Annotated in this window: 18 protein-coding genes and 1 pseudogene; 7 read left to right on the forward strand and 12 right to left on the reverse strand. The window is 66.1% G+C overall.

The annotated features are described in order from the left end of the window. Position 1: 1 nt before the first annotated feature. From poxB to G6N46_RS10845, 8 genes are all read right to left on the reverse strand, one after another. Positions 2-1738 (reverse strand): ubiquinone-dependent pyruvate dehydrogenase, encoded by a 1737-nt coding sequence (gene poxB, locus G6N46_RS10810; protein ID WP_138248314.1) that lies wholly within the window; start codon positions 1736-1738, stop codon positions 2-4. Positions 1739-1827: 89 nt separating this feature from the next. Further along, a complete protein-coding gene (locus G6N46_RS28405; RefSeq protein ID WP_179967687.1) occupies positions 1828-2478 on the reverse strand; it encodes a hypothetical protein in 651 nt (216 codons plus the stop codon). Between the two features lie 10 nt (positions 2479-2488). Then, complete coding sequence (locus tag G6N46_RS10820) at positions 2489-2992, reverse strand: SRPBCC family protein (protein ID WP_138248313.1); 504 nt, start codon at positions 2990-2992, stop codon at positions 2489-2491. A 230-nt stretch (positions 2993-3222) separates the two neighbouring features. Beyond that, a complete protein-coding gene (locus G6N46_RS10825) occupies positions 3223-3891 on the reverse strand; it encodes an IF2 family translation initiation factor (RefSeq protein WP_138248312.1) in 669 nt (222 codons plus the stop codon). A 26-nt stretch (positions 3892-3917) separates the two neighbouring features. Further along, a complete protein-coding gene (locus G6N46_RS10830; RefSeq protein ID WP_234880579.1) occupies positions 3918-4508 on the reverse strand; it encodes a CsbD family protein in 591 nt (196 codons plus the stop codon). A gap of 149 nt (positions 4509-4657) precedes the next feature. Then, a complete protein-coding gene (locus G6N46_RS10835) occupies positions 4658-6739 on the reverse strand; it encodes a catalase (protein ID WP_138248311.1) in 2082 nt (693 codons plus the stop codon). 151 nt (positions 6740-6890) lie between these two features. After that, positions 6891-7163 (reverse strand): DUF4235 domain-containing protein, encoded by a 273-nt coding sequence (locus G6N46_RS10840; protein ID WP_138248310.1) that lies wholly within the window; start codon positions 7161-7163, stop codon positions 6891-6893. A gap of 126 nt (positions 7164-7289) precedes the next feature. Next, entirely contained in the window at positions 7290-8882 is a 1593-nt protein-coding gene (locus G6N46_RS10845; protein ID WP_138248346.1) for an FMN-binding glutamate synthase family protein, read from the reverse strand. 368 nt (positions 8883-9250) lie between these two features. Here G6N46_RS10845 and G6N46_RS10850 point away from each other — a divergent pair, with 368 nt between their 5' ends. After that, on the forward strand, positions 9251-11446 hold the full coding sequence (locus G6N46_RS10850; RefSeq protein ID WP_138248309.1) for a bifunctional 3-(3-hydroxy-phenyl)propionate/3-hydroxycinnamic acid hydroxylase: 2196 nt from the start codon (positions 9251-9253) through the stop codon (positions 11444-11446). Here the strand turns inward: G6N46_RS10850 and G6N46_RS10855 are convergent. Beyond that, a complete protein-coding gene (locus G6N46_RS10855; protein WP_226521158.1) occupies positions 11384-12085 on the reverse strand; it encodes a TetR/AcrR family transcriptional regulator in 702 nt (233 codons plus the stop codon). The two genes, G6N46_RS10850 and G6N46_RS10855, sit on opposite strands and share 63 nt — an antisense overlap. A 168-nt stretch (positions 12086-12253) precedes the next feature. Here G6N46_RS10855 and G6N46_RS10860 point away from each other — a divergent pair, with 168 nt between their 5' ends. The 3 genes from G6N46_RS10860 to G6N46_RS10870 all read left to right on the forward strand — a co-directional run bounded on the left by G6N46_RS10860 (position 12254) and on the right by G6N46_RS10870 (position 14482). Further along, entirely contained in the window at positions 12254-13444 is a 1191-nt protein-coding gene (locus G6N46_RS10860) for a cytochrome P450 (RefSeq protein ID WP_138248308.1), read from the forward strand. Between the two features lie 264 nt (positions 13445-13708). After that, positions 13709-14056, forward strand: coding sequence for a hypothetical protein (locus tag G6N46_RS28650; protein WP_226521156.1), 348 nt, complete (start codon positions 13709-13711; stop codon positions 14054-14056). Between the two features lie 63 nt (positions 14057-14119). After that, positions 14120-14482: a hypothetical protein gene (locus G6N46_RS10870; protein WP_138248307.1), complete on the forward strand. Its 363-nt coding sequence runs from the start codon at positions 14120-14122 to the stop codon at positions 14480-14482. Between the two features lie 71 nt (positions 14483-14553). Here G6N46_RS10870 and G6N46_RS10875 read toward each other — a convergent pair whose 3' ends face one another. Further along, the gene (locus G6N46_RS10875) at positions 14554-15291 is read right to left on the reverse strand and encodes an SDR family NAD(P)-dependent oxidoreductase (protein ID WP_138248306.1); all 738 of its coding nucleotides are present in this window, start codon (positions 15289-15291) and stop codon (positions 14554-14556) included. Positions 15292-15417: 126 nt separating this feature from the next. Here G6N46_RS10875 and G6N46_RS10880 point away from each other — a divergent pair, with 126 nt between their 5' ends. Then, positions 15418-17199, forward strand: coding sequence for a penicillin-binding transpeptidase domain-containing protein (locus G6N46_RS10880; protein WP_138248305.1), 1782 nt, complete (start codon positions 15418-15420; stop codon positions 17197-17199). A gap of 48 nt (positions 17200-17247) precedes the next feature. Next, positions 17248-19611, forward strand: coding sequence for a lysylphosphatidylglycerol synthase transmembrane domain-containing protein (locus G6N46_RS10885; RefSeq protein ID WP_138248304.1), 2364 nt, complete (start codon positions 17248-17250; stop codon positions 19609-19611). 150 nt (positions 19612-19761) lie between these two features. Here the strand turns inward: G6N46_RS10885 and G6N46_RS10890 are convergent, their stop codons facing one another. Beyond that, positions 19762-20415, reverse strand: a complete 654-nt coding sequence (locus G6N46_RS10890; RefSeq protein WP_234880573.1) for a DUF305 domain-containing protein — start codon at positions 20413-20415, stop codon at positions 19762-19764. A 47-nt stretch (positions 20416-20462) separates the two neighbouring features. Continuing rightward, complete coding sequence (locus G6N46_RS10895) at positions 20463-20846, reverse strand: DUF6153 family protein (protein ID WP_138248303.1); 384 nt, start codon at positions 20844-20846, stop codon at positions 20463-20465. Positions 20847-21050: 204 nt separating this feature from the next. Here G6N46_RS10895 and G6N46_RS10900 point away from each other — a divergent pair. Continuing rightward, a pseudogene (locus G6N46_RS10900) lies at positions 21051-22875 on the forward strand (fatty acyl-AMP ligase). The last annotated feature ends 65 nt before the right edge of the window (positions 22876-22940 follow it).

The raw sequence follows: 22940 nt of genomic DNA on the forward strand, positions 1-22940 counted from the left end.
CTCAGTCCAGGATCCGGCGTGCCACGTTCGTGGTGATCAAATCCAGCAGCTCCTCACCACGCCCGGCCAGGATGGTGCGAATAGCGAAGAGCGAGAAGCCCTTCGCCTGCTCGGCCGTGATCGTCGGAGGGATGGACAGCTCCTGGCGCGCGGTATGAACGTCGACCACCGCCGGCCCCGGATGGGCGAACGCTTCGGTGAGCGCCTGCTCCAGGTCACCGGGATGTTCCACCCGCCGCCCGAAGATGCCCATGGCGTGGGCCACTGCCCCAAAATCAGGGTTGACCAGCTCCGTGCCGAAGTTGACGATGCCGGCGGCTTTCATTTCCAGCTCGACGAAGTTCAACGACGAGTTGTTGAAAACGATGACCTTGACCGGTAATTGATTCTGAATCAGCGTAATGAGTTCACCGAACAGCATCGCCAGGCCGCCGTCGCCGGCGAACGCCACGACCTGACGGCCCCGGAACGCCGTCTGCGCGCCGATCGCGAGCGGGAGCGCGCACGCCATGGTGCCGTGGTTGAACGAGCCGATCATGCGGCGTCGGCCGTTCATCGTCAGGTAGCGGGCCGCCCACACCACCGGAGAGCCGACGTCGACGGTGAACACCGCGTCGTCGGCCGCGAGCCGATCCGCCAGACCGGCAACGTATTCCGGCCGGATCGGGGTGCGGTCGCGGTCGTTGACCGCTAGGGAGTCCAGGGACTGCCGGGTCCGGCGGTAGTGCTTCAGAGCCCGATCCAGATGTGCCCGTTCGGTTTTGGGTCGCAGCCGCGGCATGAGCGCGGCCACCGTATCCCTGACGGTGCCCAGGAGCGGGACGTCGACCGGAGTGCGGCGCCCCAGGTTGCGCCCGCGCACGTCGACCTGGATGACGGTGGCGTGGTCCGGGTAGAACTGGCGGTACGGGAAGTCGGTGCCGAGCATCAGCAGGACCTCGGCTTCCTTGATGGCCTTATAGCCGGACGGGAAGCCCAGCAGCCCGGTCAAGCCGACGTCGTAGGGGTTGTCGTATTCGATGAATTCCTTGCCGCGCAACGCGTGGACGATCGGTGCGTTGAGTGTTGCGGCCAACGCGATCAGCTCGTCGTGACAGCCGGCGGCGCCCGCACCGCCGAGGATCGTGACAGCCTGTGCGTCGTTGAGGATGTCCGCGGCCCGGCGCAGCGATTCGTCGTCGGGGCGCAGCACCGAGCGGGTGGGGGTGATCGCCCGGGTCTGCCACTGCGACACCTCTGCGCGGTGCAGGAAGATCTCGCCGGGGACGACGACCACCGCGACGCCGTTCTCCTCCACGGCGGCCCGCATCGCCATCTCGAAGATTCGCGGGGCGTTCTCGGCCGCGGTGACCAGTTCGCAGTACACGCTGCAGTCGCGGAACAGCGCGGTCGGATTGGTCTCTTGGAAGTACTGCGAACCGATCTCGGCGGCCGGGATGTGCGCGGCGATGGCGAGTACCGGGACGCGGCTGCGCTGGGCGTCGAACAAGCCGTTGATCAGATGCAGGTTGCCGGGACCACAGCTGCCTGCGCACACCGCCAGCTGACCGGTCAGCGCAGCATCAGCAGCCGCCGCGAACGCCGCCGACTCCTCGTGCCGCACGTGTTCCCACGCGATGTCACCGGCCCTCCGGATGGCGTCGGTGAACCCGTTCAGGCTGTCGCCGGGCAGACCGTAAACTCTTTGTACACCACTGATTTTCAGTGCGGAAATAAGGTGGTCGGCCACTGTTGCCATCAGGCACCCCCTGCGCGCTTGGATCAGCGGAAGCTAACACACCGCAGCGGGTCGCGCGGGGCTTCGCAGTGTCGTGGGCTGCCGGCGACCTAGCGTGGGTTGTCAGGATGCGGCGGGTAGCCCTGGACGGGATACCCGGGCGCCGGGTATCCCGGATAGCCCTGAGGCGGGTAGCCGGGCGCCGGGTAGCCGGGATATCCCTGCTGCGGTGGCGTGGGGTACGTGGGCCCCTGCCCGCCACCGTTCCGCTTGCCACGGCGACGCCACAGGACGACCGCCATGATGACGACGCACACCAGCAACGCCGGAACAAGGACAACGAACTCCCAGGACCAGCCTTTCGGTGCGCCCACCCACATCCGTTCTGCTCCCGGGCACCGCACGGACACCGGCCCGCGGTCGAGCGGCAATACTCCGACGGCCCGATAGTCTTTTCCGCCGGATCGCCAGATGCGTTTCCGTGGGCCGAATCGCCTCTCGGGATGCGAGCCGGTGAACGGCGCGAGCGACTGCGTCTTGCCGTCGGAAGTCGTTGCCGTGCAATGGATATTCGACTGGTCCTTTTCGAGATACACGACGGTCCGGCCTTCGGTCGGTGTCACCACCTCACCGGACCGGATCGATACGCTCGGGTCGTTCACCGAGCCGAACAACACCGACGTCAGTAGCGCCAACACCGCGAACCCGAACACCAACCCGAGCACTCTGCTGATCGGGCTACGTCCCCCCACACTCCCCATGTCCCGATTCTCACACGGACTCCCCCACCGATCGGACGGCGTCGTCACTGGTGGTGGTGCGGCGTTCAGCGATGGCCGAGAGTCGCAATGTGCATTCCCGGTTGCGCGGAATGACCGCTGCCAGGGCCAACCGGTCCGGCACCCAGCGCATCGGCCGGCCGACCGGTACCTCGGCCATCTCGATGAGGCAGCCGCCGGTGGGCGTATCGGACAACCGAAGGAAGATGCGCGCGCTGCCGAACACCCCCGCGCTGGCGAGCAGCACCAGTTCCTCCTGCGGACGGGACTCCTGTACCTCGGTGACGTCGTTGACGAGGAGTGGCCACACGCCAATCGAGTGCTGGATGCGGCTGCCGACGGCCGGCCAGTCGGCGTCGACGGCACGCATCCGGCTGTTGCCCACCACCCACTGCGAGTACGTCCAGCCGTCGGCGATGATGTCCCAGACCGCCTGGCGCGTGGCGGCACTGTGCCGCCGGACAGTCAAGCTGCTGTCAAGTACGTTGTCAGCCATGCGATTTCCTTTCGGCGCCCGTCACCGGCGATGACGACAACGAACCGTCCGGCCGACCCGGCACTGATGATCGCTGTGGTTGTGCGCATGACTGTGATTAGCCTGCGACGAAGAAGCTAAACACCGCAGACCGACGCACACTGAGCGAAGGGGCCGGCCTGCAGCGCACCACAGCGCCGGGCACGAGCGTTAGCCAATGCCCGGCGCCGGAAATCCTCGCGTGCTCCGCGTCAGACCCGGCCCGCCCGCCGATTCCGCTTCTCGGCGTCGGCAAGTACGTCGACCTGCTCAGCCTGCTCGCGTTTGGCTGCGGCGGCGGCCCGCTTGTCGCGCGCGTCCTCCAGCGCGGCCTTCGCCGCGGCCGCCGACTTCGCCTCGGCTTTGTTGATCCTTTGCAGCCGTTGCTGCTCGGCGGCTTCGGCCGCTTCGCGCTTCTGCTCAGCCTCTGCGCGACTTGCCTTGGCGGCCTGGGCAATACGCTTGTCGGCCTCCTCCGCCGCTTGGCGCTTACGCTGCTGGGCGCGCTCGCGGGCATCGGCCACCGCGTCCTCCTTGGCGGCGACGGCTTGGACGCGGTCGTCGGCAGCCGCTTCCAGCGAGTCCTCCAATTGGGCGCCGGCCTGCTGACGCTGTCGGGCAGCGGCCATGCTCCGCACGGCGGCTTCACCACGAATTTCGCTTCGCCGAGCCAGCACTGCGCCCCGCTTCCGCAATGTGGAATCACCCAGCAATCCGCCGACCGCCGCGTCCAGTCCGCCGAGCGACCGCTCATAGATCAGCCGGGCGGGTGCTTCGGCGTCCATGCGGGCGATCCACCGATCCTCGATGAACTGCAGGGGAAACCGGGCCAGGCGGTATTGCAGTCGCAAAACCTGTAACGGCACTTCGATGATGCTCACGATATCTCCTTGGTTCTCAACATCTCTCAGGGCAGGTTGGTCCGATCGGTGAGGGTCTCAGCGCGTTCACGAAGGCGCCGCGCCTCGGCCTGCTGTGCCTCCGCCTCGTTCTGCGCGGCGCGATGCTCGGCGAGCGCGTCGCCTGCCTCTCTGCCTGCGGTCGCGGCGTCGGCCGTCTCCCGGATCTCCGCCTGCCGTTCCTCGCGCTGCTCCTCGACGCTCGCGCGGACCTGCTCCTCGGCGGCGCGGTGCCGCGCGGCCTGCGCCGTCTGCTGAACCTGCGCCACCTGCTGCTCGCGTGCTGCCCGCTCCGCGGCCTCGGTGCCGGACCGCACCACGCCCCGGGCACCGGCTGCCTGATGGTGCGCCGAAGACAACAGCCCGGTGGCGGACTCGGCTTCGGCGTCCGCAACGGCCTCGATGGTGTTGGCTTCCCTGCGGGCCCGCGCCTCGGCCTGCTGCAACTGCCCCTCGGCGGTCAACGAATCGTTGCCGGTCACTGCGCCGGCGATCTCTTTTGCTTTGCCTTTGATCGAATCGATCAGGCCTTTACGTGCCTCATCGGCTTTCTCATGTTCGCCCATGACCATGCCATGCTCGTTTTGCGTCTTCTTCAAACACGGTGCGGTCGGGTCCGGTTCGCTCGTGGGGACCGCACAGCGCGCTGAACAGGCGCAAGCCATCGATGAGAACTCACGATCCAGCACCTGTGATTTCGGTCAACCGAAGCAGCCGGCCGAGGCAGTCAGGGCGTCACCAGCGCGAGTTACGTCGTGCCGCGGTCCCATGCCCGGTGCAGCCCGAGAGCCGCTGTCAGGCGGGCGATGAAGTCCTTGTCGACGTCCGCGGCCAGCTCGACGCCAGGTCCCTTCAGCGGCAGCTTCGCCGCCTTGAGTACCGCGTCACCATCACCCCACGCCGCGAGAACCTTGAAATGCCGGAAGACTTCCTGCAGCAGGACGACCAGCCTGCTGTCGCGGGGCGGTTCTGTCCCGGCGGCGACGACGAGGGCGTCGACTTCGATCGAACGGACCGTGGCCAGAGTCCGGTCCACGGTCACCTGGCGACGCCCGGCCTTCAACACCCCGCCGGTGGGGGCGATGACCAAGGCGGTCGCGCCCACAGCGGCCGCGGCTTTGACGAGTTTGGCCACGCCGGCGAGGTCTGAACCCGCATCGGCGAGGATGCCGATCTTCCGTCCGACGATCGGTCCTGGTTCCACGATCACCTGCGCCAACGCCGGTGACAGTGGAATATCCTCGGCGGGACGGCCTTTCGGAGCCGGCAACCCGAGCGCGGCCGCGACCTGTTCGCACAGCGCGGAGTCAACGTTGGCAAGCACCTGCAGCTCACGTTCTTTGATGCCTTGCTCGTACACCTTGCCCAATTCGAAAATGAAGGCGTCGGCAAGGTGCGACTGTTCCACCGCGCTCAGGCTGCGATAGAACAGGGTCGCCTGGGTGAAGTGGTCGTCGAACGAGGCCGGCCGCGCGCGTACTGCCTCCCCCTCGATCCGTCGCGGAAAGTTTACGTAGGCACCATCTTTCGCTTCTACTGGGCGCGGCTCGTCGTTGTCGATACTGTTTGGACGATATGGCGCCAAACCGGTGTGGACCGCCGTCTGGTGCATCCCATCGCGCAGCATGTCGTTGACGGGGCAGTGGGGACGATTGATCGGCAGCTGGGTGAAGTTCGGGCCGCCCAGGCGCGTGAGCTGGGTGTCGACGTAGGAGAACAAACGGGCCTGCAGCAGTGGGTCATTGGTGGGCTCGATGCCGGGCACCAGATTGCCGACGTGAAAAGCGACCTGTTCGGTCTCGGCGAAGTAGTTCGTGGGGTTGCGGTTGAGCGTGAGCTTGCCGACGAGTTGGACCGGCGCCAGTTCTTCGGGCACGAGTTTGGTCGGGTCCAGCAAGTCGATGCCCTCGAACGTATCGGTGCCGTCGTCGGGCAGGATCTGCAGTCCCAGTTCGTATTCGAAGAAGGCGCCCGCTTCGATGCCGTCGGCCAGATCGCGGCGGTGGAAGTCGGGGTCGACACCGGCGGCGATCTGCGCTTCCTCCCAGACCAGGGAATGCACGCCGGCGACCGGCTTCCAATGAAACTTGGCCAGGCTGGTCTTGCCCGCCGCGTTCGTCAGCCGGAAGGTGTGCACGCCAAAACCTTCCATGGTCCGGAAGGAGCGGGGAATGCCGCGATCGCTCATGTTCCAGAACACGTGGTGGGTGGCTTCGGTGTGCAGGGAGACGAAGTCCCAGAACGTGTCGTGAGCCGACTGTGCTTGGGGGATTTCGCGATCCGGGTGCGGCTTGGCCGCGTGCACGACGTCGGGAAACTTGATGCCGTCTTGGATGAAGAAGACCGGGATGTTGTTGCCGACCAGATCGAACGTGCCTTCGGCGGTGTAGAACTTGACTGCAAAGCCGCGGGTGTCGCGCACCGTGTCGGCAGAACCGCGCGACCCCAGAACGGTGGAGAAGCGCGCGAAGACGTCGGTCGTCGTCCCCTTGCGTCCCAGGAACGCTGCCCTGGTGACCGACGACGCGGTGCCGTAGGACTCGAAGATGCCGTGCGCCGCAGCGCCCCGCGCGTGTACCACCCGCTCGGGTATGCGTTCGTGGTCGAAGTGGGTGATCTTCTCGCGAAGGTGGAAGTCCTCCAACAGCGACGGGCCGCGGGGACCTGCTTTGAGTGAGTGGTCGGTGTCCGGCAGGCGCAGTCCCTGACTCGTCGTCAAGAACGGTCCGGACTGGGCACGCGCCGGTGCGTCGGTCTGCGACGCAGGCGCGGTGCCGGCAGGGCCCACACTGGCAGGGGCTGACTGATCACGCTTGCGGCGAGGGGGCATGGGTCTCTCCTGACGGGACGAGAAAACGCGACGGTCAAGCGCACGGGACTGCCCCGAGCCTCCGGTCGCGATACCCGAACACGCTGCGATGCAAACGTCGTCATTGCGGCGTGATGCTCTGCGGCTGCCGGCCGGTCGACGTGTCTCGCCCCTATACCGGATTCTCGTGTGCCACAGCGCGGTAGCTGCGGGCCGCAGCCCGATCGACGGCAGCTTTGACCAGGCCGAAGACGAGGCCCTGCACACCGGCGGCGAACAGTGCCTGCCCGGCCGAGCGGTTCAAATCTCTGGGATCTGGCGGTCCATCCCCCGAGTCGTCGATCCGTTCCCACACCACACTGAAGATCTTCCCCGCCAGCAGTCCGCCCGCGACGCTGAACGCTGCCGACAACGGCAGATACAGTGATTTCGAAATCTTGCTCATCGTTCTCCTTGCATATCTGACAGTCCCGCCTGATCCGAGGCGTGGGTGAGAGTTACCCCGCCTGCGACCCAGCCAACCGCCCAAAATGCCTCGGCGACAGCCGAAAAGCAGGGCCGCCGGTACTCATCACGAACGCACGATGGGCCGAAATGAGTCGGCATCGGCGGCCGCCCAGTCGAAAGCCCAGCTCTGCGGCACCTGCTCGATGAGCTCGTTCGGTTGTAACCACTCGTAGAGTTCGGCATAGGAGACCTGCTGCGTGGCCGAGACTTTCTTGCGCAGCAGATGCGGTGACAGCATTGCCGGATCCGCGATCCCCATCGAACCCATGATCTTCATCGCCTGCTCGACGGTGGCCTTCTGGTAGCGATATACCCGCGCGCTCTTGTCGTCGACGTCCAGCGCTCGCGCCCGCCGCGGGTCCTGGGTGGCAACCCCGACCGGGCAGTGATTGGTGTGGCAGCGCTGCGATTGGATGCACCCGATCGCCATCATCATGGCGCGCGCAGCGTTGGTGTAGTCGGCGCCCTGGATGAGCCGCTTGATGATGTCGTTGCCCGCGGCTACCTTGCCGCTGGCACCGATACGGATCACCTCGCGCAGACCGGTGCCGACCAGCGCGTTATGCACCGTCATCAATCCATCCGTCAGCGGAAGCCCGACGTGGTCCTCGTATTCCAGTGGCGCAGCTGCCGTTCCGCCCTCGGCACCGTCGACGATGATGAAATCGGGAGTGACCCCTTCGGCGAGCATCGCCTTGCAGATCGCCAGAACGTCCGCTCGCGAGCCCACACACAGTTTGAATCCCACCGGCTTACCGCCACACAGCTCACGGAGCCGACCAACAAATTGCACAAGCTCGCGTGGAGTTGAAAATGCCGAGTGCGCAGCGGGACTCACACACTTCTCCCCCACGGGTACTCCACGGTATTCGGCAATCTCCTTGCTGACCTTCGACGCGGGCAGCACACCGCCCACTCCGGGCTTGGCGCCCTGGCTGAGCTTGACCGAGATGCATTTGACCGCGTCGTGCGCGGCCTTGTCGGCGAACTGATCCGGGTCGAAGTGCCCGTCTGCGGTACGCGTACCGAAGTAGCCGGAACCGATCTCCCACACCACATCCGCGCCGCCGAGATGGTAGGGCGTCAACCCGCCTTCGCCGGTGTCGTGAGCGAACCCGCCCCGTTGCGCCCCGGCGTTCAGCGCCTTCAGCGCGTTGGCCGAGAGCGCTCCGAAACTCATCGACGACACGTTCAGCAAAGCCATGTCATAGGGCCGGGCGCAGTCCGGGCCTCCGATACGAACCCGGTAGGGGTGCGGCGGAGGCTCCACGGGCGCGGTCGAGTGCACGAGGTACTCGTATCCGGCCTCGTCGACATCGCGTTCGGTTCCGTACGACAATTCGGCCGCGGTCCCCTTGGCCCGTTCATAGATCAGTGAGCGGATGTCGCGGTCGAACGGCCGGCCGTCAAAATTGCGTTCGATGAAGTACTGCTGCAGTTCGGGGCGCAGCGCCTCGAGCAGGTACCGGATGTGCCCGATCACGGGGTAATTGCGCAGCACCGAGTGACGGCGTTGAGTCACATCGAAGATGCCCACGGCGGCCAGCGCACCTACTGCCACCGCGGCAATCCACCACACCCAACCATCCAGCAGCGCGGTAGCAACCAGGCCTGCCGCAGCGGCAGCCAATGCCGCGACGATTCCGTACCGAACCACATCAACCCTCTTCATCTGACGACCCGCTGTCGACGGGTTACCCAGAATCAGCCGTTTCAGGCACTTCTTACCTGTGGGTCCGCTGCGACAAACAGTGCCGGGTGCCCAGCCATCTCCGGGCGCAGCGCCGTCGTCAGCCGTCACAACGCCGCCATCGCCGGCGCTTGACTGACGATATCCTCGTATATGAGGATATCGTCAGTTAGTGCCGCATGGCACACCGCAAGGTGACGGAGGACAGCAACAATGGCCGGGAACCACCAAGGGACATCGAGATTCAACGAACGCCGTCTTAACCGCTTCCGAACATGCTCCGGTGCCGCGCCCGGGCGAGCCGTGAAGACTCTTGACCGGATTGGTTCATCGCGATGAGCGCCGATGACCCGGTGGACTGTTTCGACGTCGCCGTTGTCGGTCTGGGACCCGTAGGGGAACTCGCGGCGATCTTGCTTGCCCGTAGCGATCTTCGCGTCCTTGCCGTCGACCGCGAAGCCGATGTCTACGGCAACCCCCGCGTGGGAGTTCTCGATGGCGAAGCGCTGCGAAGTTTGCAGAAGGCGGGCGTCTACGAGCAGGCGGTGGGCGACATGATCTGCGGAGCGGGCGCCCAATGGGCCTCCCGGTCCGGCAGGACTCTTGCCACGACTCTGCCCAGTGAAACTCCTCAGGCACACCCGTGGTTGTCGGCCATCTATCAACCTTCGTTGGACCGGCACCTTCGGACCGCTCTGGCGGGCTATCAGCGGGTTGATGTCCGGGTGAATCACCAGTTGACCGGGTTGGTCCAGGATGCAGAAGGGGTCACTCTCGAGCTTCGGGATGCCCAGGGTGCCGTCAGCCGAGCACGGGCGCGACTGGTTCTGGGCTGCGACGGCGCCAATAGCACTGTTCGTGACGCTGTTGGCGTCGAACTCGAGGGGTCGACCTTCACCGAGCCGTGGGTAATTGTCGACGCGAAACTACCTGAGCCGATTGCGCATGTCCCCCACTTCCGATTCACGATGGATCCGGCGGGACCACGGATGACCGGTCGACTCGCCGACGGCAATCACCGTTGGGAACGCAAGGTAATGCCCCATGAAAATCCTGACGATGTCCTGCAACCGGGCGCCGCAGCGCAGATGATCGCCGAGCATGCCGACCCTGATACCGCACAGATACTGCGCCACGTCGTGTACACGTTCCAAGCCGAGCAAGCACAGCGATGGCGTGTGGGCCGAGTCATGTTGTGCGGGGACGCAGCCCATCTGATGCCGCCGATGGCCGGCCAGGGCCTCAATTCGGGGATACGCGATGTCACCAACTTGTCGTGGAAGGTGAGCGCAGTACTACGGGCCGGTGCGCCTCTTGAGCTACTCGACACATACGAAGATGAGCGCCGTCCGCATGTCGTCGCAATGACCAACCTGTCGCTACGGGCCGGTCGCCTCATCATGCTTCGATCAGCACGAGCGGCAGCAGTCCGAGACGGCGCACTCGCGGCGATGATGCATATTCCGCAAGTGCGCCAACATGTCCGGCAAGGACGCTATCGCCCGCCAGCACGGTATCGGCGCGGGCTGCTGATCGGAGCACCCTCACGGCGTTCGTCGGTCGGCATGCTCTTCCCTCAGCCCTGCGTTCGCGATTATGGCGGCCACGAGCACCGGCTCGACGACATCGCCGGATCAGGCTGGCGCATCGTCGGTTGGGGCGAAGATCCGCGAGCCGCCTTGTCGGTACACGGACAGTGCTTGGCCGCGGAGGTCTTGAACGCGACATTCGTCACGTTGTGTCGTCCTGGTGACCGCTCGGTCACGTCTGGCGCCTCAACACACGTGCTCGAAGACATCAGCGAAATGTCGCATCGCATGTTCCGGGATCAGCCCTTCGTCGTAGTCCGGCCCGATCACTACGTGTGCGCCAATCCTCCACGCCCCGAACTGGATTCCGCAATCCGCCACATCGTCCAGCGGGTATCGAGCCGCCGATCGGAACCGGTTGTCGGCGAGACCGACCCATCGGCCGGCACGTGGCTACTCGACCCTGCCACCGTGCAGGTGGGCTTCGCTGCACGCGGAATGTGGGGATTGCTGCCTGTCTCTGGACATTTCACGCAATCGTCGGGATCGCTGACATGGAATGACGACGGCTCCGCGGCGGTATACCTGGAAGTGCAAGCCGCGAGCATCGCCACGGGCCTCAAGGCTCGCGATCACCACTTGCGTTCGCCGGATTTCCTCGATGCAGTCGCGTATCCCACCATCAGCTTCCGCGGTCACGCGACGGCGCAGCGCGCAGATGCGCTCACTGTGCGCGGTGAACTGACCATCCGCGGCCGTACTGTTCACACCGAAATCGAGGTCGCCATTTCGCGGCAGGGCGCCGAGATCGTTGGCCAAACGACAGCGCGAATTACGCTGAGCGACTTCGGGATCACGCCGCGGTTTGGCATTGTGCGCCCCACCGTCGATCTGCGCATGCGCGGACGCCTCGTCGCGCAAAGCGCGGACGTGATCGAACTACTGCGGCGAACCGCCGCCGTGGCCCAGCCCACCGCTCTCGATTGCCGACAGGTCCGGTAACGGACGCTGGCACAGAGCACGCGCCTGTTTGGCAGTCATGCCAAAAGCCCGTAGAACTCCCTCAGCGATGTGGTCGGTGGCGGCGGCGTCGTCTCGGTCAGGCTGTTCTCGCAGCAATGTGCCGAGCCCGAACAAGGCGCCGCCGGCCAGCGATAGTGCCAGTTCAGGATCACTGATGGTGAAGCGACCGGCGTCGATCGCGGCAACAATGTCGCGCAGCGCCCGCGGCGCGATTCCTCGATCCGAAAGGATCACCGATGACCCACGGTTCAATATCAACTGGCCTTCTTGGGGCCGGCGCCGGAAGAGCCGACCGCCGAGACGGAAGTTGGTGGCGAACGCCTCCGCGGGATCGGCGATGTCGGCGGCGTACGCATCCAGAAGCGCGCCATAGCCATCCAGCACGTCGTCGACAGCAGCTTCGAAAAGCTCTTCCTTGCTGTTGAAATGGTTGTAGAACGATCCCATCCCGACGTCAGCAGCCTGGGTGATCTCCAAGACAGGGACATTGAGGGCGCCGCGGGCGATAAAGCCCTGAGCCGCACGGATGAGTGCGCCACGGGTGCGCATCTTGCGTCGTTGCAGTCGGGTAATCGGCTCCGCCTCGGCGTCGGAGGCGTCTGTCTCGGCAGCACTCATCCACCGACTATACCAAGCCGTCAGTTTTGAGGATTTCGTCATAAACGCTTGGCTGAGGATACCGTCGTATGTGATGATTTCGTCAGAAGTAGCGAGGAGTGACCGCGATCGCTGCGACCCGACGACCTTCGCGCGATACACGCGAACCACCCTGAACAGGACGACGCCATGTTGCGCAGCCCGCAAGGCATTGCCACCTACCGGCCGAACATTTACACCACCGATGCGATCCGCCGGCCCTACGAGCACTACCGCAATTTGCGCGACCTCAGCCCGGTCGTGTGGCTGCCTCGCCACCGCCTCTACGCCTTGCCGCGCTACGCCGAATGCAAATCCACCTTGCGCGCGGACGACGTGTTTTTGTCCGGGCACGGGGTCGCCGCGAACCCTTTGACCAACCGCTTGTCCCGCGGTACCACGCTCAACAGTGACGGCGCCGAACATGACCAACGTCGCAAACTGGTGGCGCATCGTCTGATGCCGCGAGCGCTGCGCACGCTCAGCACCGCCGTTGACCAGCAGGCCGCCGCCATAGTGGATACCGCGGTATCCAAAGGACTCATCGACGGAGTCGCTGATCTGGCTACCGCACTACCGGTGTCACTCGTGCCCGACCTTGTCGGCTGGCCCAGAGAACACCGAGAGCACCTCATCCCTTGGGGCGCAGCAACGTTCGATCTCATGGGGCCGCTGAACTGGCAAGCGATCAAGGCGATCCCCCGTAGCCTGCAGATGCTCTGGTTCGCGCGACGGATTGTGCGCGATCGCAACGTCCTCGACGGCAGCATGGTCGACGAACTGCTGACCGCCGCCGACAACGGTGACCTGCGCCTTGACGACGTGCCACCCCTGCTGCTCGACTACATCGCGCCGTCGTTGGACACCACGATCAGCGCCATATCCAGTGCGCTCTACCTTTTCGCCGCCCACCCTGAACAGTGGCAGCTACTCAGAGCAGAACCGGCCCTGCTCCCCAACGCCATCAACGAGGTGATCCGCCTCGAGTCTCCGCTGCGGGCATTCACGCGGAAGGTGCTGTCCGACACCGAAATCTCCGGTATCCCCATCCCGGCCGGCGCCCGCGTCCTGGCTTTGTACGCCTCTGCCAACCGCGACGAACGCGAATGGGACAAACCCGACGTATTCGACATCCGTCGTGACGCCGGCCGTCAGATGGGATTCGGAAACGGCGCGCACGCCTGCGCCGGGCAGGGACTGGCCCGTCTGGAAACCACAGCCATTCTCACCGCCTTGCTGGCGCGGGTGCAGCGCATTGAATTGGCCGGCACGCCGGTGTGGGCCATCAACAACATCATTCATCGCCACGAATACCTGCCGATCAGGCTCATCGCCGCCTGAAACCCCGTTCCTGCTCGGCCACGAGGCCGGACCGTCAAACCGGCCCGATCGGGCTTCCGCAGCGGCCTGTCCCCGTGTTGTTCGCGCTCCCACGAAACCAGGCATGCGCCCATGGCCCCCTCATCCGGACACCATGAGCTGGCAATGTCTGAAATGACTATGAATCAAATATGAAATTGACATGGCGATCATTATGCGTCGCATATGAATATCTCGACACGCGTGTGTTCCTGACTAGCATGGAATTTGAAATAGCGCAGATAAATGCGCTTCAAATGCTGGAAGGAAATTCAATTGTTTGGCGCGGGCATTACCAGGAGCCTCGTGGTTGCGACTGCAGCGATCGCATTGAGTTTGGGCTCGGCGGCGCCGGCACTCGCTGCGCCCGAGATGCAGAAATCGGCCCAGGCCACGATCAGCGACCTGGAAGCACAAGGACTTCGGCCGATTCTCAACAAGGTCGGCAACGCACCTATCGAGGAATGCACGGTCATCGCGGTGCGGGAGGGCACCGCTGTCAAGCACTCCTGGATACAGCGAGGCCCGACCGGAAACGTCGGCAATCTCGTCCGGTATAAAACTGCGTACGTTGATCTCATGTGCAATCGATGAATAATTCCAGCGGGGTTGAAAGCGGCGCGTCGACGTCAATTGGGGTCAACTAGTCTCTGACGAGTGACCCGCCAATTGACTTCACGCTGGGCGCTGGCCCTGCTGGCGGTGTGCGTTGTTTGCCTGATCGCCGCGAGCGCCGAATCGCGCACTCCCGCATTGCATACGCTCATCGGCGACGTCGCGGCCTACCACTGGGCCCTGACTGGTACAGCTCTGTTGCTGGCTGCGATTTCGGGCAGTGTGGCCGATGCGAGTTGGCGCCGACGACGGCCCGCAATCCACACCACCACTAGGGCACAGACGACGTACACGGCAATCGGCGGCATCATGCTCATCGCCGCATTGCTGTACCTGACGCTGGCCGTCTACAGTTTGATCTCGGCTCTGGATCCTGCTGGCGCCTTACTCGACTTGATCGGCTGATTGCCGCCCTCGCCCCACCTTCGGCGCTTCGTCGTTGAAACCCGTTCAGGCCAGACGGTCACCCGAAACGCCTACGCGTGCCGCGACGTCACTCCCCCGTCGACCACAATCTGCGTCCCGGTGATGAACGACGCCTTGTGTGACATGAGGAACGCGACGGTCGCCCCGATCTCCTCGGGCTGCCCCAGCCGGCCCAACGGCGCCGCCGCCACGAACGCCGTCTTCACCTCTTCGACCGCCAAAGCATCTGCCAACATCGGCGTCTCGATGAAGCCGGGGCACACCGCGTTGACGCGAATCCCCAAGGGCCCCAACTGGCCTGCCATCGACCGGGTCAGGCCAAGCAGCCCGGCCTTCGACGCACAGTACGCCGGGATGAACGGATTGCCAACCAGCCCTTCGATACTCGAGATTCCCACGATCGCCGGGGCGGCGCCGGCAGCCAGCACCTTCTCGAAATGCGGCAGCAGCAGCTGGGCCAGCAGCGCCTGTGCGCGCAGGTTCACGTCGACGACGGCATCCCACGATTCGATGGTGAACATCCCGACCGGCTCCGGCAGCACCCGGCCCGCGGCGTGAACCAGTCCGTCGATGCCGTCCATCGCCGCGGCGGCCTGTCCGACGGCGGCGGCCATGGAGTCGGTGTCACTCACGTCGACGACGACGCCGTGCACCCCGAGCGATTCCGCGACCGCCACCACCGACGGCGAAATGTCGAACAGCGACACCGCGCGACCGTCAGCGATAAGCGCCTTGGCCGACGCCAGGCCGATACCGGACGCACCGCCGGTGACCACCACACCACTCATGCCAGACCTTTCAATACGCTCCGCCTAGTAGCGGAATACCGACCGGCTCGGACACTACGCGATACCGGCCCGCCTCCGCGTTTCAACGCCGGAATTCATAGCCAGTCATGGTTGGCTCGAAGGGCCATGACGAAACGTATTGCGCTGCTGCTGACCTGCACGCTGTTCCTCGGCTCCACCGCCTGCTCGATGTTCGGCGGCCCGGAACCCGCGGACGCCTTCAACGCGTTTGCTGATGCGTTGCACCGCAAGGACTCCGGCGCCGCCGCCAAGGACACCACCGACGCCGGCGCATCGGAACCGGCCATCAAGTCCATGTTCGACGGCATGGGCAAAAACGCCACCCTCGACGTCAAGGCCACCCCCGGCGACGGCGACAACAAGTCGACCGCCAAAATCGCCTACACCTGGTCATTCGGACCTGGACGCGAATTCCGTTACGACACAACGGCAATTGCCACCAAGGTCGGCGAGGACTGGAAAATCCGCTGGGCGCCGGCGCTTCTGCACCCGAAGCTCCGGCAGGGCGGTACGTTCCAGTTCAGCGAAGACAAAGCACTGCTGACGCCCGTCGTCGACCGCAACGGCCAACCGCTCCTCAGCTGGCAGACCGTCGGCGTCGTCACCCTCAGTCGCGACCACCTCGACTCCGCCGCGGCACTGGCCCCGGTGGTTGCCCGGTTCGACGACACCATCACCGGTGAGTCGATCACCAATGAGTTCAACGGAAATCAGGACGACCGCGTCACCGTCGTCAAGCTCCGCGAGGCAGACCTCGCCCAGGTCGCCGACGAACTCACGCAGATCCCCGGGGTCACCGTCACCAAGCAGGGCGCGCTGCTGACCACCGACCCGAACCTGCACTCGCCGGTCATCAGCGGGCTGCCCGAGGTCTGGCAGAAGGCCATCGACGCGACCGCCGGCTGGTCCGTCGATCTGGTCGACGATCAAGGGCAGCCCACCGACGAGCTCGCGAACAACGCCCCGGCGGACACCAAACCCGTCCGCACCACCCTGGACCCGCGACTGCAGCTCCTCGCGCAGCACGCCGTGTCCACCGATCCCCGCCCGACGGTCCTCCTCGCCATCGCGCCCAGCACCGGCGCCATCCTCGCGGCAGCGCAGAACGACGCCGCCAATGCGCAGGGACCCATCGCCTTCACCGGCCTGTACCCGCCGGGGTCGACGTTCAAGACCGTCACCACCGCCGCGGCGCTGCAGAAAGGGCTCGCGACGGCCGACACCCCCGAGCCCTGCCCGGGCACCGTGACCATCGAGAACCGCACCATCCCCAACGAGGACAACTTCGACCTCGGCACCGTCCCGCTGGCGCAGGCCTTCGCGCATTCCTGCAACACGACCATGGCGGCGCTCGCCGACAAGCTTCCCGCCGACGCACTGCCCAACACCGCCAAGAACCTCGGCATCGGCGTCGATTTCGTCATCCCCGGCATCACGACGGTGACGGGCAAGGTGCCCAACGCCGACACCCCGGCCCAGCGCGTCGAGAATGGCATCGGCCAGGGCACCGTCACCGTCAGCCCGTTCGGGTTGGCGGTCGCCGAGGCCAGCCTCGCGCACGGTTCGACCATCACGCCGACGCTGCTGCCCGGCCAGGAGACCACGGCCAGCACGCCGTCGGAGCCTGTCGACAAGGCGACCGCCGATGCCCTGCGCGCCATGATGCGGCTGACCGTCACCGAGGGCACCGCGGCCGCGCTCAAGGACATCGACGGCCTCGGCGGCAAGACCGGCACCGCGGAATTCGGCGACAACACGCACTCGCACGGCTGGTTCGCCGGCATCGTCGGGGACCTGGCGTTCGCGACGCTGGTGGTCGGTGGGGATTCGTCGGCGCCCGCGGTGGCCGTCAGCGGCGACTTTGTGCGGCCAGCGCTGGCCGGGTGACGGCGTGCCAATTTCACCAACTGGCCCGGTCCTTGGGATCCTTAGCTGATGCGGGTTGACGGACGCGAGGTCGCGGTCTCGGGCAGCCTGCTGCAACCGATCACCCGCCGGACCAACGACATCCTGCGGCTGGTGGCCGCGACGGCCTTCCTGGTCACTGTCGTCACCAGCTCGCTGATCACCCGCAACGACTGGGTGCGGCTGGAGCGGTCGGTGTCGCGGATCGTCGGCGTGCTCACGCCGACGCAGTCGAACCTCGTCTACATCGCCTACGCCATCGCGATCCTGGCCCTGCCGTTCGTCATCCTGTTGAGCCTGTTGGTCACCAAGCAGTGGAAGCTGCTCGGTCCGTATGCCGCGGCCGGGTTGATCGCGGTGCTGTCGCTGTCCATCAACTCCAACGGCATCGCGGCGCCGAACTGGCACTTCGACCTGTCCGATCGACTCAACACCGTCTTCTCCCAGTTCCTCGACGACCCGCGCTGGATCGCCCTGCTCGCCGCGGTGCTCACGGTGTCGGGGCCCTGGCAGCCGGCCCGGTTGCGGCGCTGGTGGTGGACGCTGCTGCTGGCGTTCGTGCCGATCCACCTGGTGGTCAGCGCCATCGTGCCGGCCCGGTCGCTGTTGGGTCTGGCCGTCGGCTGGTTCGTCGGGGCGCTGGTGGTTCTGGTCAGCGGCACCCCGGCGCTCGAAGTTCCGCTGGTCGGCTCGGTGCAGGCGTTGGCCCGCCGCCAGTTCGAGGTGTCGGCGCTGACGGTCATCCGCCCGGCTGGGACCGGGCCGCTGGTGCTCAGCGCCGATTCGGCCGACGGCACCCGCGCCGTCGTCGAGCTCTACGGGCCGAACCAGCGGGTGGGCGGCGCCATGAGCCAGCTCTGGCGCAAGATCACCCTCCGCAACGACGAGACCGGTCCCCTGCAGACCTCCATGCGCCGCGCCGTCGAGCATCGCGCCCTGATGACCATCGCCGTCGGCGACCTCGAACTCGCCAACACCCGGACCGTGGCGCTGGCGGCCCTCGACCGTGGCTGGACGATGTTCGCGCACACCCCGGCAACCGGAATCCCGCTGACCACCGAGACACCGGTCTCCGATGTGTGGCAGGCGCTGCACGCCCTGCACCACCACCAGATCTCCCATGGCGACCTGCGGGCCTGCGAACTGACGGTCGACGGCCGCACGGTCCTGTTCGGCGGGTTGGGCAATTCCGAGTACGGCGCGTCCGATGTGCAGCTGCAGTCCGACATGGCGCAACTGCTGGTGACGACGACCGCCATGTACGGCGCCGAGCCGGCCGTGGCCGCGGCCATCGAGCAGTTCGGCGAGGACACCGTGCTGACGGCGTCGCGACGGCTGACCAAGTCCGCGATGCCGCTGCGGCTCCGCGAGTCGCTGCCCGACTCCCGCGCCGTCATCACCGCGGCCCGCGACCAGGTGAAGCACCAGACCGGTGCCGACCGCATCCAGACCGAGACCATCACCCGCTTCACCCGCAACCAGGTCATCCAGCTGGTCCTGCTCATCGCGCTGGTGTACGTCGCCTACCCGTTCATCAGCACGGTGCCGACGTTCTTCTCCGAGCTGCGCTCCGCCAACTGGTGGTGGGCGTTGCTCGGCCTGGCGGTGTCAGCGCTGACGTATGTCGGTGCGGCCGCGGCGCTGTGGGCCAGCGCGTCGGAGTCGGTGAACTTCGGGAAGCTGACCATCATGCAGGTGGCCAACACCTTCGCCGCGACGACGACGCCCGCCGGCGTCGGTGGCCTGGCGCTGAGCACCCGGTTCCTGCAGAAGGCCGGGCTCGGTGCGGTGCGGGCGACGACCGCCGTGGCGCTGCAGCAGTCGGTGCAGGTGCTCACCCACGTCGCGCTGCTGATCTTCTTCAGTGCGGCCGCGGGCGCATCGGCCGACCTGTCGCATTTCGTGCCGTCGTCGACCGTGCTGTACCTGCTCGCCGGCGCGGCCCTCGGCGTGGTCGGCACGTTCATGCTGGTGCCGCGGGCCCGGCGCTGGCTCGGCACCGCGGTGCGCCCCCGGCTGGCCGAGGTGTGGGCCGACCTGGTCGAGCTGGCGCGCGAGCCGCAGCGCCTCGGATTGATCGTGTTGGGTTGTGCCACAGGAACTCTGGGCCGCGCGCTGGCCCTGTGGGCGAGCGTCGAGGCGTTCGGCGGGTCGACGTCGTTCGTGACGGTGTGTGTCGTGACGATGATCGGCGGGACGCTCGCATCAGCGGCGCCCACACCCGGTGGTGTCGGCGCGGTGGAGGCCGCGCTGATCGGTGGGCTGGCCGCGTTCGGCCTGCCCGCTGCGGTCGCGGTGCCGTCGGTGCTGCTCTACCGGGTGCTGACGTGCTGGCTGCCGGTGTTCATCGGCTGGCCGGTCATGCGCTGGCTGACCAACAACGACATGATCTAGGACGCCTGGTGGCGTGTCTGCCTCCGGCGTGTCGGTCTGTCTTGCGACACATACGATCTGAAGCCGTCAACTTTCCCTGACGGGTCAGGGAAAGTTGACGGCTCCCAGCGAACGTTGCCAACAGAGAGCGGTGCCGAAGCCAGCCTCGCTTTACATCTTGGCGAGCATGCCGTTCATCGTGGTGATCTCGGCCTGCTGCGCTGTGACGATCGCCTGAGCCATGGCCTTGGCGTCGGCGTTGGTGCCGTTCTTCAGCTCGTCGTTGGCCATGGTGATCGCGCCCTGGTGATGCTCGACCATCATCTGCAGCCACATCTTGTCGAACGCCGCGCCCGACAGGCCCGTCAGCTCGGTCATCTGCTGCGGGGTCATCAGGCCCGGCATCGAGTGGCTCATGGTGGCCGACGGCGCGGGCTTGCCGAAGCCCGCGAGCAGCGTCGTCATCTGCTGCATCTCGGGGGCCTGCGCCTTTTCGATGGCCGCGGCGAGGTCCTTGACCTGCTGGTTCTGCGAGCGGGTCGGGACCAGCTTGGCCATCTCGACGGCCTGCGCGTGATGCGGGTACATCATCTGCAGGAACATGACGTCGGCGTCGTTGAAGTTGGCGGCCGGCGCGGCGCTGGTGCTGGAACCCGACATCCCCGGCATCGAGTGCCCGGACATGTCGTGGCCCGACATCGGCATGGACGACGTGGTGGCGGAGACCGTGGAGGCCTGCTCGTTCGGCGGGCTACAGGCCGCGAGCGCGATGGCAGCGGCGGTTCCGGCTGCAACAGCGGTGGCGATAGATGCGATTTTGAACATGGTTGAACTCCTTGAGAATTGGATGGGTTGTCGCGGGGCGCGGCCCATCAGATTCGAAGGAGCGTCAGTTCCGCGAGGGTGAGCACCGTCCACGGCGGGGCTCTTTGCCTGCGCCGCAACGCCTGTCGAATGCGCGCCTGCACGTTCTGCTCAGGCGCGACACCGAGCCAGTACAGCAAAGCCAGGCCCAGGATGGTCAGCAGCTCGGACAGGATGAAGACGCAGGCGTGAAAACCGTTGTGCCCGCTGCAATCGCAGGCATCCGACAAGGACGCTTGCGCGGCCGGGTCACTCGCATGGTGATGGACGGCCGCCTGCGCGTGATGCGACGGTGCGTGCGTCGACGTGACGATCAGCGAATGCATGCCGATGATGCCCGCGATCAGGACGAGCATGCCGACGACGCGCAGTCGCGTGCTGCCATGCGTCACATCGGCCTCCGGTTCGGGTTATCGGTATGCCGGCCATAGTACCCGAGGGGGGTATATCTCCGGGAAAATTTCGCGGCGGGTGTCGGCGGGACCGCGTCCCACCACACATCGCCGGTGGGCCGCGTCACATCGCCGTTCCCGCAGTGGTGACTTTCATAATTGTCTGACTCGTCGGTTAGTTAGATCCGCTATTAGTGTCGACATATGGGTCGGGAAGCCTTGAGTCACAGCATCATTGGCGCGGCGGAGTCGCTGGAGCAATACGTTCAGCCGGACGGCAGGATCGTCATACCGGACGGCATCACGCTGACGTCGTTCCTGGAACGCAACCGCGCGGCGATGGGCGACAGCCCGTCGTACCGGTTCATCGACTACGCACAGAACCCCGATGGCGAGATCGTCGAACTCAGCTGGAACGGCCTCTGGAGCCAGGTCAATGCCGTCGCGGCCCGGCTGCAGCAGGTGACCAAGCCACGCGACCGGGTGGCGATCCTCGCGCCGCAGGGCGTCGACTACGTCGCGGCGTTCTTCGCGGCCGTCCACGCCGGGAACATCGCCGTGCCGCTGTTCGCCCCGGCCCTCGCCGGGCACACCGAGCGCCTCGCCGCGGTGCTGGCCGACGCCAAGCCGTCCGCGGTCCTCACCACGACCGCTGCCGCCGAAGCGGTCCGCGCGTTCATCAAGACCCTGCCCGCGGCGCAGCGCCCGCGGGTCATCGCCGTCGACGCCGTCCCCGGCACGCTGGCCGACATGCACGTCGATCCGGGCTCGCGCACCGACGACGTCGCCTACCTGCAGTACACGTCGGGGTCGACGCGCACCCCCGCCGGTGTCGAGATCACGCATCGCAACGTGTGCACCAACGTCATTCAGATGATCCTGGCCGGTGGCCTGGACACCGACATCCGCAGCGTCAGCTGGCTGCCGCTGTACCACGACATGGGTCTGATCATGATCATGTTCCCCGCGCTGTGCGGCGGCCAGATCAGCCTGATGGACCCCATGGCGTTCGTCCGACGGCCGTACCGCTGGATCCGGCGACTGGCCGACGAGGCCGCGCACGGCCGGACTTTCGCCGCCGCACCGAATTTCGCGTTCGAGTTGTGTGCGCAGCGCGGCCTGCCGCCGGCCGACGAACCGCTGGACCTCAGCAATGTCGTGACACTGCTCAACGGCTCCGAGCCGGTGACGCTACCGTCCATCGAGCAGTTCATGGAGGCCTTCAAGCCGTTCGGGCTGCCCGAGACCGTAGTGAAGCCGTCGTACGGCATGGCCGAGGCAAACACTGTCGGTCGCCAGCATCGGTGCCGACGAAAAGCCCTGCGCCACATACCTGGACCGCGAGGAACTCGCCGCGGGCCGGGCCGTGGTGGCGGGCCGGCATGCCGACGGCGCGGTTCCCCACGTGTCGTGCGGGCGGGCCATCCCCGATCAGTGGGTGACCATCGTGACCCCCGACGGCGACGAGGCCGCCGACGGCACGGTCGGTGAAATCTGGTTGCACGGCAACAACATCGGGCAGGGCTACTTCGGCCGGCCCGAGGAGTCGGAGCGGGTGTTCGGCAACAAGCTGCAGACCCGACAGACCGTCAGCCACGCCGACGGCGCCGAGGACAACGCATTGTGGTTGGCCACAGGCGATCTGGGCGTCTACGTGGGTGGCGAATTGTTCGTCACCGGCCGGATCAAGGATCTGGTGATCGTCGACGGGCGCAACCACTACCCGCAGGACATCGAGGCGACGGTCAGCCGCGCGTCGTCCGCGGTGCGGTCCGGCTATGTGACAGCCTTTGCTGTGCCAGGAGATTCGGGCGAGCAACTGGTCGTGATCGCCGAGCGCGCGGTAGGCGCGGGACGTGCCGAGTTGGAGCCCGTCGCCGAGGCCGTGCGGGCCGCAGTGTCGCGTCACCATCAGGTTCGAGTGGCCGACGTGCGACTCGTTGCAGCCGGGCGCATCCCGCGGACGACGTCGGGAAAGCTGGCCCGCAGTGCGGCGCGGGCGGAGTTTCTCTCCGGTCAATTCGACTAGCCGTCAATTGGCTCGGCAAATGTTGCGGCACTGTCGAATTGGGGCCGGCGCAGTCTACTGAGGCA

The sequence above is a fragment of the Mycolicibacterium phocaicum genome (assembly GCF_010731115.1).
In the GTDB taxonomy this organism is placed as follows: domain Bacteria; phylum Actinomycetota; class Actinomycetes; order Mycobacteriales; family Mycobacteriaceae; genus Mycobacterium; species Mycobacterium phocaicum.

Excerpts from the sequence above, each read along its gene's own strand:
- poxB (WP_138248314.1), bottom strand. The coding sequence starts at position 1,738 with ATGGCAACAGTGGCCGACCACCTTATTTCCGCACTGAAAATCAGTGGT.
- G6N46_RS28405 (WP_179967687.1), bottom strand. The coding sequence starts at position 2,478 with ATGGGGAGTGTGGGGGGACGTAGCCCGATCAGCAGAGTGCTCGGGTTG.
- G6N46_RS10820 (WP_138248313.1), bottom strand. The coding sequence starts at position 2,992 with ATGGCTGACAACGTACTTGACAGCAGCTTGACTGTCCGGCGGCACAGT.
- G6N46_RS10835 (WP_138248311.1), bottom strand. The coding sequence starts at position 6,739 with ATGCCCCCTCGCCGCAAGCGTGATCAGTCAGCCCCTGCCAGTGTGGGC.
- G6N46_RS10840 (WP_138248310.1), bottom strand. The coding sequence starts at position 7,163 with ATGAGCAAGATTTCGAAATCACTGTATCTGCCGTTGTCGGCAGCGTTC.
- G6N46_RS10850 (WP_138248309.1), top strand. The coding sequence starts at position 9,251 with ATGAGCGCCGATGACCCGGTGGACTGTTTCGACGTCGCCGTTGTCGGT.
- G6N46_RS10855 (WP_226521158.1), bottom strand. The coding sequence starts at position 12,085 with ATGAGTGCTGCCGAGACAGACGCCTCCGACGCCGAGGCGGAGCCGATT.
- G6N46_RS10860 (WP_138248308.1), top strand. The coding sequence starts at position 12,254 with ATGTTGCGCAGCCCGCAAGGCATTGCCACCTACCGGCCGAACATTTAC.
- G6N46_RS28650 (WP_226521156.1), top strand. The coding sequence starts at position 13,709 with ATGCGCTTCAAATGCTGGAAGGAAATTCAATTGTTTGGCGCGGGCATT.
- G6N46_RS10875 (WP_138248306.1), bottom strand. The coding sequence starts at position 15,291 with ATGAGTGGTGTGGTGGTCACCGGCGGTGCGTCCGGTATCGGCCTGGCG.
- G6N46_RS10880 (WP_138248305.1), top strand. The coding sequence starts at position 15,418 with ATGACGAAACGTATTGCGCTGCTGCTGACCTGCACGCTGTTCCTCGGC.
- G6N46_RS10885 (WP_138248304.1), top strand. The coding sequence starts at position 17,248 with ATGCGGGTTGACGGACGCGAGGTCGCGGTCTCGGGCAGCCTGCTGCAA.
- G6N46_RS10890 (WP_234880573.1), bottom strand. The coding sequence starts at position 20,415 with ATGTTCAAAATCGCATCTATCGCCACCGCTGTTGCAGCCGGAACCGCC.